Genomic DNA, 14,972 nt, shown 5'->3' on the forward strand with positions numbered 1-14,972 from the left:
ATGACCCACAATCAAGTTGCCGCTACTGGTCCCGAAGCGTCCTCTGCGCTGGCGCTGAACGAGCGCGCGTGGAACATGCACCCTATCGACCCCCGCCAAGCGCATGAAATCGCGGTGGAAGCCTTGGCGATGGCCGATGCGCAAGGCGATGCAAAAGCTCAAATATTGGCCCGGGTCACCTTTGACTGCTGCAACTCCCGGATGGGCAAGCAGGAAAGCGCGCTGGACGGGCGCAGGGCAACCCAAGCGCGTGCGCAAAAGCTGGGTGACAGCCTTGCCATGTACCGGGCTACTTACTCGATCGGGCAATGGTTCAGCTATGCGCACCACTACGGTGAGGTGATTTCAGAGCTGCAGGCTTGCCTGGCGCAAATCCACCAGTTTGATCTACTGGACCAGTTTCTGGTGTTCGGAGCATTTGCCATGAATGCCTCCCGGCAGAGCAAGTTTGACGAAGCGGTGTCGTTTTACTACAAGGCGCTGACCGCGGCCCGTGGGTTGCATTCACCCCTATTGCTTGCACGAATTTTGCACAACATTGGTTCGGTGCAACACAAGATTGGCAATTACGACGAGGCCATCACCGTGCTGACGCAGGCGGATGAAATCGATCAGCAACTTCCCTTTTCTCAAGGTGTTCTGGCCGGGCGTCTTAATCTTGTGGATTCGCATCTGGCCATTGGAAACTTCAAGACCGCGCTCAGTCTGGTCGAACCGTATATCGATTTCCAGGATCGGCATGTCACCATCACGCCCCAATTTGCCATCAGTTTCAGATGCGTCACGGCGGTGGCTTACGCCGAGAACGGGGACTGGAGTTCTGCGCGGCGCATGATAGGTCTTGCCGCCGAGCTCTTGGCGAAAGCAGCGGATATCGAGCGCAACTGTTATATGGAGTTTTATAACGCTGCCAGCAAGGTAGAACTTGGAGCGGGCAATCCGGCAGCAGCTCTGCACTACCTTCAGCTGGCCGAGCCCTATCTGGATGAGGATGGCCAGCGCGATCAGGCACTCGCTTTTTACCGAGAGCGCGCACTGGTGTTTGCTGCGCTAAAGCGGTGGCAGGACGCCTACCAGGACAATGTCCACTACCAATCACTGCACAAAGAAACGCAGGGCAACGCGGCGCGCGCACGCGCCAGTGTGCTCCAGGTACAAGATGCGCTGCAACGCAACCACGGGCTTGTCGAGGACCTGGAAGGCATGGTCAAGAAGTCGGAGAAAACGCGCAAGGCCATGCTCAACATCCTGGAAGACCTGGACGAAGCGCGGCAAAAGGCCGACAGTGCCACCCAGGCCAAGAGCGACTTCCTGGCCAACATGAGCCACGAAATCCGTACCCCCATGAACGCCATCATCGGCATGAGCCACCTGGCCCTGCAGACCAACCTGGACAAGAAACAGCGCAACTACATCGAAAAGGTCCACCGCTCGGGCGAGAACCTCTTGGGCATCATCAACGACATCCTGGACTTCAGCAAAATCGAAGCCGGCAAGATGAGCATGGAGACCATAGACTTCCGCCTAGAGGACGTCATGGACAACCTGGCCAACCTGGTGGGTATGAAAGCCGAAGACAAAGGCCTGGAATTACTCTTCAACGCTGCTCCGGACCTTCCCACCGCATTGCGCGGCGACCCCCTGCGCCTGGGCCAGATCCTCATCAACCTGGGCAACAACGCCGTCAAGTTCACCGAGTCCGGTGAAATCGTCATCGGCATTGAAAAAGTGGCGCAAGATTCCGACGGCATAGAACTGCACTTCTGGGTCAAAGACAGCGGCATCGGCATGACCCCCGAGCAATGCGCCAAGATGTTCCAGAGCTTCAGCCAGGCCGACGCCTCCACCACCCGCAAATACGGCGGCACCGGACTGGGCTTGGCAATCTCGAAGAACCTGGTCGAAGCCATGGGCGGGCGCATCTGGGTGGAGAGTGAGGCCGGCAAAGGCTCCAGCTTCCACTTCCACGCCCGCTTTGGTGTGCAGGCAGAACCCATGGCCCGGCGCATGTTCACCGCCGACGAACTGCTGGGTGTGCGTGTGCTGGTGGTGGACGACAACGCCAGTGCCCGAGAAATCCTCTCCGCCATGGCGCGCAACTTCGGACTGGAAGTGGACGCAGCCTGGAATGGCGCCCAGGCCCTGCAGATGGTGGCCCAGGCTGACCAGAAAGCCTTGCCCTACGACCTGGTGCTGATGGACTGGAAGATGCCCGCCATGGACGGTGTGGAGACGGTGCGCCAGCTGCGCGAAGAACACCTCATCCATGTGCCCACCATCATCATGGTCACGGCCTATGGCCGTGAAGAAGCCCTGGGCAGTGCCCAACAGCGCGGTGTGCGCCTGGACACCGTGCTGACCAAACCCGTAACCGCCTCGACCCTGCTGGAAGCCATAGGCGAGACCCTGGGCAAGGGCCTGGTGGTGGAGACCCGTTCCAGCGAAAAGGCGGTCACCCACCACGAAGCCATGGCCCAACTGGCCGGAGCCCGGGTGCTGCTGGTCGAAGACAACGAGATGAACCAGGAACTGGCGCTGGAGCTGCTGGCCAATGCAGGTGTCGAGGTGGTGCTGGCCAACCATGGCCAGGAGGCGCTGGACATACTGGCCAAGGACAGCAAATTCGATGGTGTGCTGATGGACTGCCAGATGCCGGTGATGGATGGTTACGAAGCCACGCGAGCGATCCGCCAGAACCCCCAATTCAAAGATCTGCCCATTCTTGCGATGACGGCCAATGCGATGGCTGGGGACCGTGAGAAGGTGCTGGAGGCCGGCATGTGGGACCACATTGCCAAGCCGCTGAATGTGGGGGAGATGTTTGCCACCATTGCCAAGTGGATCAAACCGCAGAAGAAAGACGCTCCTGAATCGATAGCGAATGAATCAGCAAATACGGGGGCTACAGGCCAAAAAGGCTTGAAGGCATCTGCTGCAAAAACCAGTACACCTTTTGCCAACCTGGTGGGTATCGACGTCGCCGCAGGGCTGGCCACCACCATGGACAACCCCAAGCTCTACACCCGGCTGCTGATCAAGTTTCGCGACAGCCAGGGCAATTTTGCCACCCTGTTTGCGGCTGCCCGCAGCGACGCAGACCCCACTGCAGCAGCCCGCGCCGCCCACACCCTCAAGGGCACAGCGGGCAATATTGGCGCCAAGAGTGTTCAGGCGGCAGCCGCGGACCTGGAGCATGCCCTGATGGCCAACGCCGCGCCCGCAGACATTGAACCCTTGTTGGCCCATACCCTTCAGCAGCTGGCGCCCGTCATCGCGGGCTTGCGGACGCTGGATGCAGCGCCGACCGCCACCGCCGCACAGGTGGCTGCACCCCTGGCGACCGCCGCGGTGGACACACCGCAAGTCCTGGCGGCCAAACAGCGCCTGGCGCAGCTGCTCAAAAACAGCGATGCCGATGCGGCCGATGCCGTGGATGCGTTAGCCGAGATGGTGCAGGGCACAGCGCTGGCAGCCACGCTGCAGCGGGTGGCCAAAGCCGTGGCTGAATTTGATTTCGACGCAGCCCTGGCTGCACTGCAAACCGGAGAGACCTAACCATGGCCGCCATCTACAACCAACCCCACGTCCCCACACTCGACAAGGCCCTGTCTTTCCTGGTGGTCGACGACTTCGAGGCCATGCGCCGCGTCACCGTCAACCAGTTGCGCCAGCTGGGCGCCGAGAAAATCGTCACCGCCAAGGACGGCAAAGAGGCCCTGCGGGTGCTGCGCAGCCAGGCCATCAATGTGGTCCTGTCCGACTGGAACATGCCGGTGATGTCGGGCCTGGAGCTGCTCAAGGCCATCCGCGAAGACCCCAAGCTGTATGCGCTGCCCTTCATCATGATTACGGCCGAGGCCGAGCGCCCCCGCATCGAAGAGGCCATCGCCTGTGGTGTGACCTCCATGATCCTCAAACCCTATTCACCGGGCCAGTTGATGATGCGGGTCGAGAAAGCATTGGCCTGGAAGCCGCGCAGCAGCCCGACCACGGCTGCTACCGCCGCGGCGGCATCGGCGCGCGCTGTGCCGGCATCGGCAAACGCGGCGGCTCAGGCACCGAAGGAAGCGGTTCGCCCCACGGTGCTGGTGGTGGACGACACTCCCGACAACCTTATGCTGCTGTCCAACCTGCTGAAGGACGAGTACCGCGTGCGCCTGGCCCAGAACGGCGCCAAGGCGCTGGAGATCTGCACATCCGACGACCCGCCGGACCTGGTGCTGCTGGACGTCATGATGCCCGGCATGGACGGTTTCGAGGTCGCCAAACAAATGCGCGAACACCCCGTCTCCGAGGCCACACCGGTGATCTTTGTGACGGCCATGACCTCCAGCGACGCCCGCCTAAAAGGCCTGGACCTGGGCGCCGTGGACTTCATCACCAAGCCCATCGACCCCGAGGCGCTCAAACACCGAGTGCGCAACTTCATGCGGTATGTGCAGATGCGCAAGGACCTGCAGTCCGAATACGACAACATGGTCGAGATGGCGCAGCTCAAGGACGACGTTGCCCACATCACCCGTCACGACATGAAAGGCCCGCTGGCCGGCGTGCTGGGCCTGCTGCAGGCGCTGATAGATGACGACTCGGTGGGCCGCCGCCAACTGGAGCAGCTCAAGTTGGTGGAAGAGACCGCGCTGCAGGTGCTCAACATGATCAACCTGTCGGCCGAATTGTTCAAGATCGAGACCGGGCGCTTTGAACTCAAGGCCGTGCCGGTCAAGGTGGCCGACATCCTGCGGCGCATTGCCGAAATCAACCGCACCACCTATTCCGGCAAGGACCTGACCATCTCGGTCGACGCCGATGTGCCGGTGGGTGAGGAGATGCCCCAGTCACTGGGTGATGCCATGCTGTGTTATTCGCTGTTCCAGAACCTGCTAAAGAATGCCTGCGAGGCAGCCCCCGATGCGACCAAGGTCTCCATCAAGCTCTACGACCAGTCGCCGCTGCGCATCGTTATCGAAAACAAGGGCGCTGTGCCCGCCGATATGCGCCACCGTTTCTTTGACAAATACGCCACCAGTGGCAAAACGGGCGGCACCGGCCTGGGCACCTACTCGGCCAAACTGCTCACGCAGGCACAACACGGCAGCATTGAGTTGGCTGTCTCAGACGACACCAACACCACGGCCATAACTGTCATGCTGCCCAAGTTCAACGTGCCGCAGCCCAACCAAGCCCCAATCCCGTGACGATCTACACGCCATAATGGACACCACATAACGTTGGTCCGATTGATGCGTGGAGGCTGTTTGTCATGATTCTCAGTGCCTTGTTGGCGCAGCACTTTCACCTGCCCAGCATCCCCAAGGTGGTGGCGCTGCTGCTGACCGAGCTGGACCGCCCCGAGGTGGATTTGCGCAAGATCACCCAGCTCATCAGCACCGACCCCGCGCTGACCACGCGGCTGTTGCAGTTGGCCAATTCCGATTTTTTTCAACTGCAGGGCAAGATCAGCAGTGTGTCTGAGGCGCTGGCCGTGCTGGAGCTGGCCCACGTCAAGACCATGGCACTGGCGGCTGCCGGGGCCACCTCGCCCAAGGCGGTGCCGGGCATCCAGCTGGCGCAGTTCTGGCAGTACAGCCTCAATGTGGCCAAAATCTCGCGCGCGCTGGCCGGCCTGGTGCGGCAAAACCAGCAGGCGGCTTTTACCTGTGGCCTGATCCACGGGATTGGTGAACTGGCCATGCACCTGGCCATGCCCGACGCCATGGCCGTGCTCAACCTGGATGTGCCCCCGCTGGACCTGCGCCGCGCCCGCGCTGAGCGGCGCGAGCTGGGCTACTGCTACGCCACGGTGGGTGCGGGTTACGCCCGTATGTGGAATTTTCCGCAGCCCATGGTGGATGCGCTGGAGCACCAGTACGCCCCGTTTGAAAACAATGTGTACGAACCCCTGGCCGGTGTCATCCACCTTGCGTGCTGGCGCGCCCGCGCCCGCGAGGCCAACATGAACGAGCGGGCCATGGCCGTGACCTTTCCCGACTCGGTAGGTGTGGCGCTGGACCTGGACATCGACGCTGTTCTACAGCAAGACCCCTTCGACTGGGCAGCGCATACCTGATGCAAGCACTTCAAATCTACGCGGGCCCGGTGGCCCGGCAATCTATCGCCCAAAACGGCCTGCAACCCAGTGCCATTCGCACCATTCCCGCCGCCGCCGGTGGCCCCAAGGGGCTGGTCTTGGGTGCGCTGGATCGCTTCATCTTTGGCGATTGGCTCAACGGCTCCACACAGCCCATAGACCTGGTCGGCGCGTCGATTGGCGCCTGGCGTATGGCCACGGCCTGCCTGAACCAATCGGCCTTTGGTTTCCGGCGGCTGGAGCACGATTACATCCACCAGCACTACGAGCTGCCGCCCGGCCAAAAGCGGGTGAGCGCCGCCATGGTCAGCGAGCTGTTTGGCAAAAACCTGCAGGCGTTTTACAGCGGTCGGGTGCAAGAGATACTGCAGCACCCGCGTTACCGGCTGCACATCGTCACCTCGCGCGGGCGGCATTTGTTAAACACCGAACATGGCCTGCGCACACCGCTGGGTTACTTCGGCGCCTTTGTGACCAATGTGGTCCGCCGCAAGGCCATGGGGGCCTGGCTGGAGCGGGTGGTGTTTTCCACACCGGAAGCTGTTTTACCCTTTGGCACGGACGACTACCGCACCCGCCAAGTGCCGTTGAGCGAGCGCAATTTCAACCAGGCGCTGCAGGCCAGTTGCTCCATCCCTTTTGTGCTCAAGGCCGTGCACAACATACCCGGCGCACCGCCCGGCGCCTACTGGGATGGCGGCATCACCGACTACCACCTGCACCTCAACTACCTGCCGGGCACTGCAGTTGCTACTGATTCAATAGCTAATCAATCAGATTCGACGGGGGCTAGATGCCCATTTGACCAAGGAGATTTGGTCTTGTACCCCCATTTCCAGAAGGCCGTGGTGCCGGGTTGGCTGGACAAAAGCCTGAAGTGGCGCCACCACGCCACGCCCCACCTGAACCGCATGGTGCTGCTGGCGCCCAACCCCGAGTGGGTCAAGACGCTGCCCCACGGCAAGCTGCCGGACCGTACTGATTTCACCCGCTACGGCAACGACCTGGCGGGTCGGGTGAAGGCCTGGAATGCTGCCTGCAGCGCCAGCACCCAACTGGTGGACGAGTTTGCCGCCTGGCTGCAAAAACCAGACATGGCGCGGGTACAAGCGCTGTGACCGGGCGGGCTCCGGTGTACGGCCAGCTGCTGCGCTGGTTGTTGCACTGGGTATTGGCGGTGTTGTGCGTCGGCCTGGCCGCCACGGGTGCGTGGGCGCAGACCGGTTGGCGTGTGGCGCAGTTCAACCTGGAGTTGGAGCCCCGGTTTGACACCAAGTCCATCCACGGCACTTTGCGTATGGACTTTTCGGTCCAACAAGCAAGTCTGTCGCAGCTGAGCCTGGATGCGGGCGCGCTGCAGATTGAAGCGGTAGAACTGGCTGGCCGAACACTCCCGTTCGAGAAAACAGGCAGCCAATTGCGCATCCAACTGCCTGCTGCGCTGAAGGCCGGCACACCACAGCAATTGCAAGTGCGCTACACGGGTGCTGGCAGCGCGGGCCTGCGTTTTGACCCCGATAGCCCACAGGTGGCCACCGCATTCAGCACCAGCCAATGGATGCCCTGCCTGGATGACCCCGCTGTGCGTGCACCGTTCCATCTAAGCCTGGTGTTGCCACCCGAACTGGTGTCGGTGGGCAACGGCAGCCCCAAGGCAACACAAGCGCGAGCGGACGGCAAACGGTCACACCGCTGGCACCTGGACCAGCCCATGCCCAGCTACCTGTACGGTTTTGCGGCGGGCCTCTTTGCACGGGCCCAGGCCATGGCGGGCAAGACCCGGCTGGAATACTTCGGCCCGGCCAGCCAGTTCACACCGGCCCAGCTGCAGCAGGTGTTTGCCGACAGCGCCGACATGCATGCGTTTTTTGAGCAGCGCTCCGGCGTTCCTTATCCGTTGCCAGCCTACCGCCAAGTCTTGCTGGCGGGCCCGGCGGCGCAGGAGATGGCGGGGTATTCGGTGATGGGGGTGCGCTACGGCAAACGTGTACTGGACAAGCGCGCGGCCATCTGGCTGGGCGCCCATGAGTTTGCGCACCAGTGGTGGGGCAATGGCATCACCAACCGATCCTGGCAGCACTTCTGGCTGAACGAAGGCATCGCCACCTTCATGACCGCCGCCTACCTGGAGCACCGCTTTGGCGTGGAAACGTATGCCGACAACATTGAGGCGGCGCGTGCCAAATACCTAGCTATCCAAGCGGCGGGGCACGACCGCTCACTGGTGTTTCCGGACTGGGACAACCCCTCCGCAACCGACCGTTCCCTGGTCTATGACAAGGGCTCTCTGGTGCTGCACGAGCTGCGCAACCTGTTGGGCGACGCCACATTCTGGAAAGCTTTCAAGCACTACACCCGCAAACATTGGGGGCAGTCGGTGGAAACGGCCGACTTTAAAAAGGCGATGGAGGAGGGCAGTGGTGTGGACTTGACCGCCTTCTTCAAGCAGTGGGTGGAAGCCCGCTGACAGCCCCTTGGTCTAAGCGACTGCGCCTGCCGCAAACGCCAAGTCTTGCGCCTTGGCCGTCGTGTTTTTGCGGCCGGGGTAACTGAGCCAGGTCATCGCAATGTTGAGGTCTTGCACCAGCGTGGCGGCTTCTATCTTCTGGCCGTTGTCCAGGTCCATGGTTTTGGTGGTGTGGGCGTCCTTGACCAGGGTCAGGTCGTAACCACGCTCCAGCGCGCCATAGGCCGTGGCGCGTATGCACCAGTTGGTGGCGCAGCCCGCCAGCAGGATGTGGGTGGCGCCCAGTTTGGCCAGTTCATCGTCCAGCGTCGTGTGCTCGAACGATGAATTGAAGTTCTTGTGGATCAAGCGCTCGCCCGCGGCTGGCGCCAGCTCGGGCGCCCACTGCCATTCGGGGCTGTCCTTGACCAGTTCGTCGTCGTTGTGCTGCACCCAGATGACCGGCGCGCCTGCCGCGCGGGCTCGCTGCACCGCCAATGCCACATTGCCCACCACACGGGGTGCGTCCCACGCACCTTTGACGACGTCTACCTGCACGTCAACAACCAATAGAACGGGCTGGTTACCTTCGCGTACGCTGGCCATGGTGGACTTCTCCGAATAGTGTTGGGTGTGTGTTTACAAGGACTGCACCAACATCTCGCGGTATTCGTCTTCCGTCGCAATGCGCGGATTGGTCTTGTGGCAATGGTCGGCCATGGCCCCCACGATGATCTGGTCAAACATGCTGGCATCCACACCCATGGCGGCCAGGCCGCTGGGCAGGCCCAGGCGTGCGTTCATGTCCTGGATGGCGGCACCGATATCGCTGGCCGACGACAGCCCCATGGCATGGGCCATGCGCTGCAGGCGGTTGTCTTTTTGGACGGACTCTGCCGTGGCGTTGAAGGCAATAACCGCCGGTAAAAACATGGCGTTCAGCGTGCCGTGGTGCAGGCGTGGGTCCACGCCGCCCAGGCTGTGGCTTAAGCTGTGCACGCAGCCCAGGCCTTTCTGGAAGGCCATGGCGCCTTGCATGGATGCACTCATCATGTTCTGTCGTGCTTCGCGGTCCTGGCCATCTTTGGTGGCGCGTTCAATGGCCGACCAGCCGCGCTGCAGGCCGTCGAGCGCAATGCCGTCGGCCGGTGGGTTGAAGGACGGAGCCATAAAGGTTTCCATGCAATGTGCAATGGCGTCCATGCCGGTGGCGGCGGTCAACTTGGGAGGCAGGCCAAAGGTCAGCTCAGGGTCACAAATGGCGGTCTTGGGCACCAAGTGCCAAGAGTGAAAACCCAGCTTGCGGTGGTCGTCCACGATGATGATGGCGCCGCGCGCCACCTCGCTGCCGGTGCCGCTGGTGGTGGGCACGGCAATGATGGGGGCCACGCGCTCTGTGATGCGGGGGGATCCGCCCAAAATGGTGGCGTAGTGGGTCAAAGGTCCTTCGTGCGTGGCAGCAATGGCCACACCTTTGGCACAGTCGATGGCCGAGCCACCGCCCACGGCAATCAGGCCGTCACACTGGTTGGCTTTGTACACATCCACAGCGGCACGCACCGCAGCCTCCGTCGGGTTGGACGGGGTTTGGTCAAACACGGCCACCGGCAGGCCGGGCAGGGCATCCAGCGCTTTTTGCAACACACCCGCGGCCTTGACGCCGGCATCGGTCACGATCAGCGGGCGGGTGATGCCCACCCGTTCACATTCCTGTTTGAGCAGCTTGACGGCACCAAAATCAAACTGAACTTGGGTGATGTAGTAGATCAATGCCATGGCGATTTGGGGTTAGGATGAAAAGTTGCACTGTAGCAAGAACCCATCAAAACATGAGTCACCGACGTAACCCCAAGACCTTGCTCACGCCCGCCATGCACAGTGTGCTGGAACGCATGGTCCGTGCGGGCCACCCGCCCTTGCACAGCCTGAACCCGGTGCAGGCACGCGCGGCCTATGCGGCTGGCGCCGACGTGCTGGAGCTGCCGCTGCAGCCCATGGCGCGGGCGGAAGACTTCCACATCACGGCCCGCGACGGCTTTGCCATACCGGTGCGCCTGGTCGCTCCCAGCGAGGACCAGACCCTGCCGGTGTTGGTCTACTTCCACGGCGGCGGCTTCACGATCGGCAGCATTGCCACCCACGATGGCCTGTGCCGCCAGTTGGCACACCGCGCGCAGTGTGCCGTGTTGTCGGTGGACTACCGGCTGGCGCCAGAGCACAAGTTCCCCACCGCGGTGGACGACGCCTGGGACGTGGTGCAGTGGGTGGCAGAGCAGGGCGCCACACGCAACATCCGCAGCACCCACATCGCGGTGGGGGGCGACAGCGCCGGTGGCACCTTGGCCGCGGTCTGCGCCATCCTGGCGCGCAATGCCGATATCCGCCTGGCTTTGCAGCTGCTGTTTTACCCGGGCACGGCGGCCCACCAGCACACGGATTCACACCGCATGTTTGCTGATGGCTTTGTGCTGGAGCAGTCGCACATCCAGTATTTCTTCAACCACTACCTGCGCACCCCCGCCGATTGGGATGACTGGCGTTTTGCACCGTTGGACGGACACGATGCAACGGGCTACCCGGTGGAGCTGGATGGCGTCGCGCCCGCCTGGCTGGGCCTGGCAGAATGCGATCCCCTGGTGGACGAAGGCGTGCATTATGCTGACCGCCTGCGCATGGCGGGTGTGCCGGTGGAGTTGGACATTTACCGCGGCGTGGTGCACGAATTCATCAAAATGGGCCGTGCGATTCCCCAGGCCGGCCAGGCCCACGCGGATGCCGCCCGCGCTCTGGTTCACGCATTCAAGGAGATGGTTTAAATGGCAAGTACCAAACGTTCTGACTTCCGCAGTTTCCACCGCATCCAGGTGCGCTGGGCCGAGGTGGACATGCAGAAGATTGTTTTCAACGCCCATTACCTGATGTATTTCGACACGGCCATGTCAGGTTACTGGCGCAAGCTGGCCTTGCCGTACGAGGCCACGCTACACGGGCTGGGCGGTGACCTGTTTGTCAAGAAAGCCAGTGTGGAATACCACGGCTCCGCCCGTTATGACGACACCATCGACGTGGGCCTGCGCTGTGCCCGCATCGGCACCTCGTCCGTGGTGTTTGAGGGCGCCATTTTCCGAGGCGACACCTTGCTGATCACGGCCGAGTTGCTGTATGTGTATGCCAACCCGGCCACACAAACCTCGCAGCCCGTACCCGAGGCCCTGCGTGCCGTGTTTGACACTTTTGAAGAGGGCCAGGCCGTGACGGATCTGCAGGTAGGCGCTTGGGACAGCCTGCGTGAACCCGTGTCCAGCCTGCGCACCGATGTGTTTGTCAACGAGCAGGGTATTGGCGCCCACATGGTGTGGGACGCGGCGGACGCCACCGCCGTGCACGCCCTGGTCTGCAACAAGCTGGGCCGGCCGGTGGCCACGGGGCGGCTGCTGCAACATGCGCCCCAGGTGGGCCGCATCGGACGTATGGCAGTGGACCGTGGGCTGCGTGGCTCCCGTTTCGGTCGTGATGTATTGGTGGGTTTGCTAAATGCTGCCCGTGCACGGGGTGACACGGAGGTGATGCTGCATGCGCAATGCAGTGCCGAAGGTTTTTACACGCGCCAGGGTTTTTTAGCGCGTGGGCCGGTATTCGAAGAAGCGGGCATACAGCATATAGAAATGGTGCTGCCCTTGGTCTAAAAAAGGGCGGGTCAGAACCCCAGGGAGGCCAGCAGGTCGTCCACATCGCCCTGGGCCAGGGCCTCTGCGGTGGCCTGGGGGCCTTGCAGCTGGTGGGTCTCACCAGTGAACTCTTCGGCTGGTTTTTCTTCACCCTGGTTGGGCGCGCTGTCTACCAGCAGTTGCACCAGTTGGAGCTCGGTGCGGTTGATGATGTCGATGACTTTCTTGATCACCTGTCCGGACAGGTCCTGAAAGTCTTGCGCCATCATGATGTCGCTCAAGATAGAGGCCTGTTTGCCGGCAAACTGGGACGTGCGCTCGGCGAATTTGCCACACACACCCATCAGGGCGCGGGCGCGTTCCACGGTCAAGTCTTCCGAGGCGGCCATGCGGGCCAGGGACTGACCCAATTCTTCGCCGCGTTTGACCAGGTCGTCACATTCAGGTTTGGCTGCATCCACCAGGTTGAGCACAGTGTTGGCAGCGTTTTCAGTCATTTTCCCGACGTGCGCCAGACGCTCGCGCGCATTGGGAAACTCTTCAACCACATTGTGCAAATCATTGCTGCCGCCCAGCACGCTGAAGGCCTCGTGCATTTCACGGGTAATGGCACCCAGGCGCGCAAACGCCTCATCTTTGCTTATCGGTTTAGACATCTTTGGAACCAATCCCTTCTGGACATATTTTCGGATTTTGGCCCAATTATGAAGGTCCAAACATCCACGTGCGCAATTTAACTGCAAATTGCCCGTTTACGTGGAACTGGCTTCAAATGTCGTCGAGCAATGCGTAAGGCAGGGGCAAGATTTGCAGGGCTGGTCCGCTGTTGGAGCCCAGGTGGAGGGTGCCACGCTCCACCGCCGACAACTGTGCAGACAGAATCGCATCAAAGCCGCCCTGGGGTGCGGGTGCCGCCTGTACAACTGTGGCAACCGGTTGAGATTCGTCATCGGCTGCAAACACCTCGTTGCCAGCCGCCATGTCTGCATCGGCATGCACCACAAAGGCCCGGCGCTTCAGCGTGCCGCGGAACTGGCTGCGCGCCACAACCTCCTGGCCGGGGTAACAACCCTTTTTGAAATTGACGCCGCCGATGGATTCGTAGTTCAGCATCTGCGGCACAAAGGCCTCGACCACCGGTGCGGAAATGGTGGCCACCCCGCTGCGCACCTCGCTCCACAACCACGGCTCCGCTGGCAAAGCCTGTCCCTTTGGCGCTGGTGTGCCGACCGGTGCTATCCACAGTTGGCGGGGCACGCCGTCCGCAGGGTACAGATTGACAAAAGTGCTTGCGTCAATATCGGCCTTAGCCCACGCCGAATAAGCCTGGTCAGCTATCGGTTTTGTAGCGTTTCCTAAAAGGCCCAGGATGGAGTATTGCGCGCTGGCGTCGCTGAGTTTGGCCTTGGCCCGCATCACAAACATGGACAAGCGCTTGAGTGTGGCGGGCAGGATGTCCAGACTGCAGACCAGCAGAATCTCCGTGGCGCTGCGTTTGAAGCCAATAAAGCTGGCCTGCATACGCCCTTTGGCAGAACAAAAGGCCGCCAGGCGTGCGGTGTGCAAATCCAGCAGCGAAAAGTCGTGGGTCAGTTGCCCGTGGATGAATTTGGCCGCCTCTTCACCTTCGATTTTGATGACGCCTAGATGGGCAATGGGTGCCACGCCGTTTAAAAACGTTAGTGAGGTGTTGGGGGCCTGGGGATGCGGGGTCGTCGTGTTCATGCTCTGAATTATCATTCCTCCCATGATCTCAATAGGCTTGTAGGGCTGTGCGCTTTTTCTTTGTTCTCGTGCTGGGCCTTGTGCTGGCCGCTGCCGGTGCCGGATACCTGTGGGTCAATCAGCCGTTTGACCTTGCTGCAGAGTCGGTGGACGTCTCCGTAGAGCCCGGCATGAGCGCCCGTGAGGTGGCAGCCACCGTTGCGCAAGCCGGTGTCGCTGTCAACCCGGTGCTGCTGCATGCGTGGTTCAGGCTTTCGGGGCAATCCCGCCAGATCCGCGCCGGTAGTTATGAGTTGGACCGGTTGACGACGCCCACCAGCCTGCTGCAAAAGCTGGTGCGCGGAGAGGAAGCCCTGCGCAGCGTGACGCTAGTAGAAGGCTGGACCTTTCGCCAGGTGCGCGACGCGCTGAAGAAAGCCGAACAGCTCAAGCCCGATTCTCAAGCCCTGTCAGCCAACGACATCATGATGCAACTGGGCAAACCCGGTGTGCCTGCCGAGGGCCACTTCTTCCCGGATACCTACACCTACAGCAAAGGCTCCAGTGATCTTGCGGTGCTCAAGCGTGCCATGCAGGCCATGGACAAACGGCTGGCCGCTGCCTGGGCGCAGCGTGACCCCAAGTCACCGCTGACGACCCCCGAACAGGCGCTGGTACTGGCCAGTATTGTTGAAAAAGAAACCGGCGCACCCGCAGACCGGCCCACGATATCGGCCGTGTTCAATAATCGGCTGGCCATCGGCATGCGTCTGCAAACCGACCCCACGGTGATCTACGGCCTGGGTGATGCCTTTGATGGCAACTTGCGCAAAAAAGACCTGCTGGCCGACACACCGTGGAACACCTACACCCGCGTTGGCCTGCCGCCCACACCTATTGCCATGCCCGGCAAGGCGTCTTTGATTGCCGCCGTGCAACCGGCGCCATCCAAAGCACTGTACTTTGTGGCCAAGGGTGATGGCAGCAGCCACTTCAGCACCACGCTGGACGAGCACAATAGGGCGGTCAACAAATACCAGCGCGGACAGTAGAGCCGTGAAAAACC

Annotated in this window: 12 protein-coding genes; 8 read left to right on the top strand and 4 right to left on the bottom strand. The window is 61.6% G+C overall.

Features of this window, described 5'->3' with window-relative positions:
* From HZ993_RS02230 to HZ993_RS02250, 5 genes are all read left to right on the top strand, one after another.
* Complete coding sequence (locus tag HZ993_RS02230) at window positions 1-3,555, top strand: response regulator (RefSeq protein ID WP_209395655.1); 3,555 nt, start codon at window positions 1-3, stop codon at window positions 3,553-3,555.
* 2 nt (window positions 3,556-3,557) lie between these two features.
* On the top strand, window positions 3,558-5,195 hold the full coding sequence (locus HZ993_RS02235; RefSeq protein WP_209395656.1) for a response regulator: 1,638 nt from the start codon (window positions 3,558-3,560) through the stop codon (window positions 5,193-5,195).
* A 65-nt stretch (window positions 5,196-5,260) separates the two neighbouring features.
* Window positions 5,261-6,067, top strand: a complete 807-nt coding sequence (locus tag HZ993_RS02240) for an HDOD domain-containing protein (RefSeq protein WP_209395657.1) — start codon at window positions 5,261-5,263, stop codon at window positions 6,065-6,067.
* Complete coding sequence (locus HZ993_RS02245; protein ID WP_209395658.1) at window positions 6,067-7,206, top strand: patatin-like phospholipase family protein; 1,140 nt, start codon at window positions 6,067-6,069, stop codon at window positions 7,204-7,206. Before HZ993_RS02240 ends, HZ993_RS02245 begins: the two co-directional genes overlap by 1 nt.
* Window positions 7,203-8,555 (top strand): M1 family metallopeptidase, encoded by a 1,353-nt coding sequence (locus tag HZ993_RS02250; RefSeq protein ID WP_209395659.1) that lies wholly within the window; start codon window positions 7,203-7,205, stop codon window positions 8,553-8,555. Before HZ993_RS02245 ends, HZ993_RS02250 begins: the two co-directional genes overlap by 4 nt.
* 12 nt (window positions 8,556-8,567) lie before the next feature.
* Here the strand turns inward: HZ993_RS02250 and HZ993_RS02255 are convergent, their stop codons facing one another.
* Both HZ993_RS02255 and HZ993_RS02260 read right to left on the bottom strand, forming a co-directional pair.
* A complete protein-coding gene (locus HZ993_RS02255) occupies window positions 8,568-9,140 on the bottom strand; it encodes a cysteine hydrolase family protein (protein WP_209395660.1) in 573 nt (190 codons plus the stop codon).
* Window positions 9,141-9,173: 33 nt separating this feature from the next.
* Window positions 9,174-10,310: an iron-containing alcohol dehydrogenase gene (locus HZ993_RS02260; protein WP_209395661.1), complete on the bottom strand. Its 1,137-nt coding sequence runs from the start codon at window positions 10,308-10,310 to the stop codon at window positions 9,174-9,176.
* 53 nt (window positions 10,311-10,363) lie between these two features.
* Between HZ993_RS02260 and HZ993_RS02265 the strand changes: the two genes are divergently transcribed.
* Both HZ993_RS02265 and HZ993_RS02270 read left to right on the top strand, forming a co-directional pair.
* Entirely contained in the window at window positions 10,364-11,350 is a 987-nt protein-coding gene (locus HZ993_RS02265) for an alpha/beta hydrolase (RefSeq protein WP_209395662.1), read from the top strand.
* Window positions 11,351-12,220 carry a YbgC/FadM family acyl-CoA thioesterase gene (locus HZ993_RS02270; protein ID WP_209395663.1) on the top strand — a complete coding sequence of 290 codons (870 nt, stop codon included), beginning with the start codon at window positions 11,351-11,353 and terminating at the stop codon, window positions 12,218-12,220.
* Window positions 12,221-12,231: 11 nt separating this feature from the next.
* Here the strand turns inward: HZ993_RS02270 and HZ993_RS02275 are convergent, their stop codons facing one another.
* Both HZ993_RS02275 and HZ993_RS02280 read right to left on the bottom strand, forming a co-directional pair.
* Window positions 12,232-12,858, bottom strand: a complete 627-nt coding sequence (locus tag HZ993_RS02275; RefSeq protein WP_209395664.1) for a protein phosphatase CheZ — start codon at window positions 12,856-12,858, stop codon at window positions 12,232-12,234.
* A 112-nt stretch (window positions 12,859-12,970) separates the two neighbouring features.
* Window positions 12,971-13,927, bottom strand: a complete 957-nt coding sequence (locus HZ993_RS02280) for a folate-binding protein YgfZ (protein ID WP_209395665.1) — start codon at window positions 13,925-13,927, stop codon at window positions 12,971-12,973.
* Window positions 13,928-13,974: 47 nt separating this feature from the next.
* Between HZ993_RS02280 and mltG the strand changes: the two genes are divergently transcribed.
* On the top strand, window positions 13,975-14,958 hold the full coding sequence (gene mltG / locus HZ993_RS02285) for an endolytic transglycosylase MltG (protein WP_209395666.1): 984 nt from the start codon (window positions 13,975-13,977) through the stop codon (window positions 14,956-14,958).
* Window positions 14,959-14,972 lie beyond the last annotated feature (14 nt).

It is taken from the genome of Rhodoferax sp. AJA081-3, from assembly GCF_017798165.1.
GTDB lineage: Bacteria > Pseudomonadota > Gammaproteobacteria > Burkholderiales > Burkholderiaceae_C > Allorhodoferax.

Coding starts and splice junctions, on each gene's coding strand:
- HZ993_RS02230 (WP_209395655.1), top strand. CDS start 1: ATGACCCACAATCAAGTTGCCGCTACTGGTCCCGAAGCGTCCTCTGCG.
- HZ993_RS02235 (WP_209395656.1), top strand. CDS start 3,558: ATGGCCGCCATCTACAACCAACCCCACGTCCCCACACTCGACAAGGCC.
- HZ993_RS02240 (WP_209395657.1), top strand. CDS start 5,261: ATGATTCTCAGTGCCTTGTTGGCGCAGCACTTTCACCTGCCCAGCATC.
- HZ993_RS02245 (WP_209395658.1), top strand. CDS start 6,067: ATGCAAGCACTTCAAATCTACGCGGGCCCGGTGGCCCGGCAATCTATC.
- HZ993_RS02255 (WP_209395660.1), bottom strand. CDS start 9,140: ATGGCCAGCGTACGCGAAGGTAACCAGCCCGTTCTATTGGTTGTTGAC.
- HZ993_RS02260 (WP_209395661.1), bottom strand. CDS start 10,310: ATGGCATTGATCTACTACATCACCCAAGTTCAGTTTGATTTTGGTGCC.
- HZ993_RS02265 (WP_209395662.1), top strand. CDS start 10,364: ATGAGTCACCGACGTAACCCCAAGACCTTGCTCACGCCCGCCATGCAC.
- HZ993_RS02270 (WP_209395663.1), top strand. CDS start 11,351: ATGGCAAGTACCAAACGTTCTGACTTCCGCAGTTTCCACCGCATCCAG.
- HZ993_RS02275 (WP_209395664.1), bottom strand. CDS start 12,858: ATGTCTAAACCGATAAGCAAAGATGAGGCGTTTGCGCGCCTGGGTGCC.
- HZ993_RS02280 (WP_209395665.1), bottom strand. CDS start 13,927: ATGAACACGACGACCCCGCATCCCCAGGCCCCCAACACCTCACTAACG.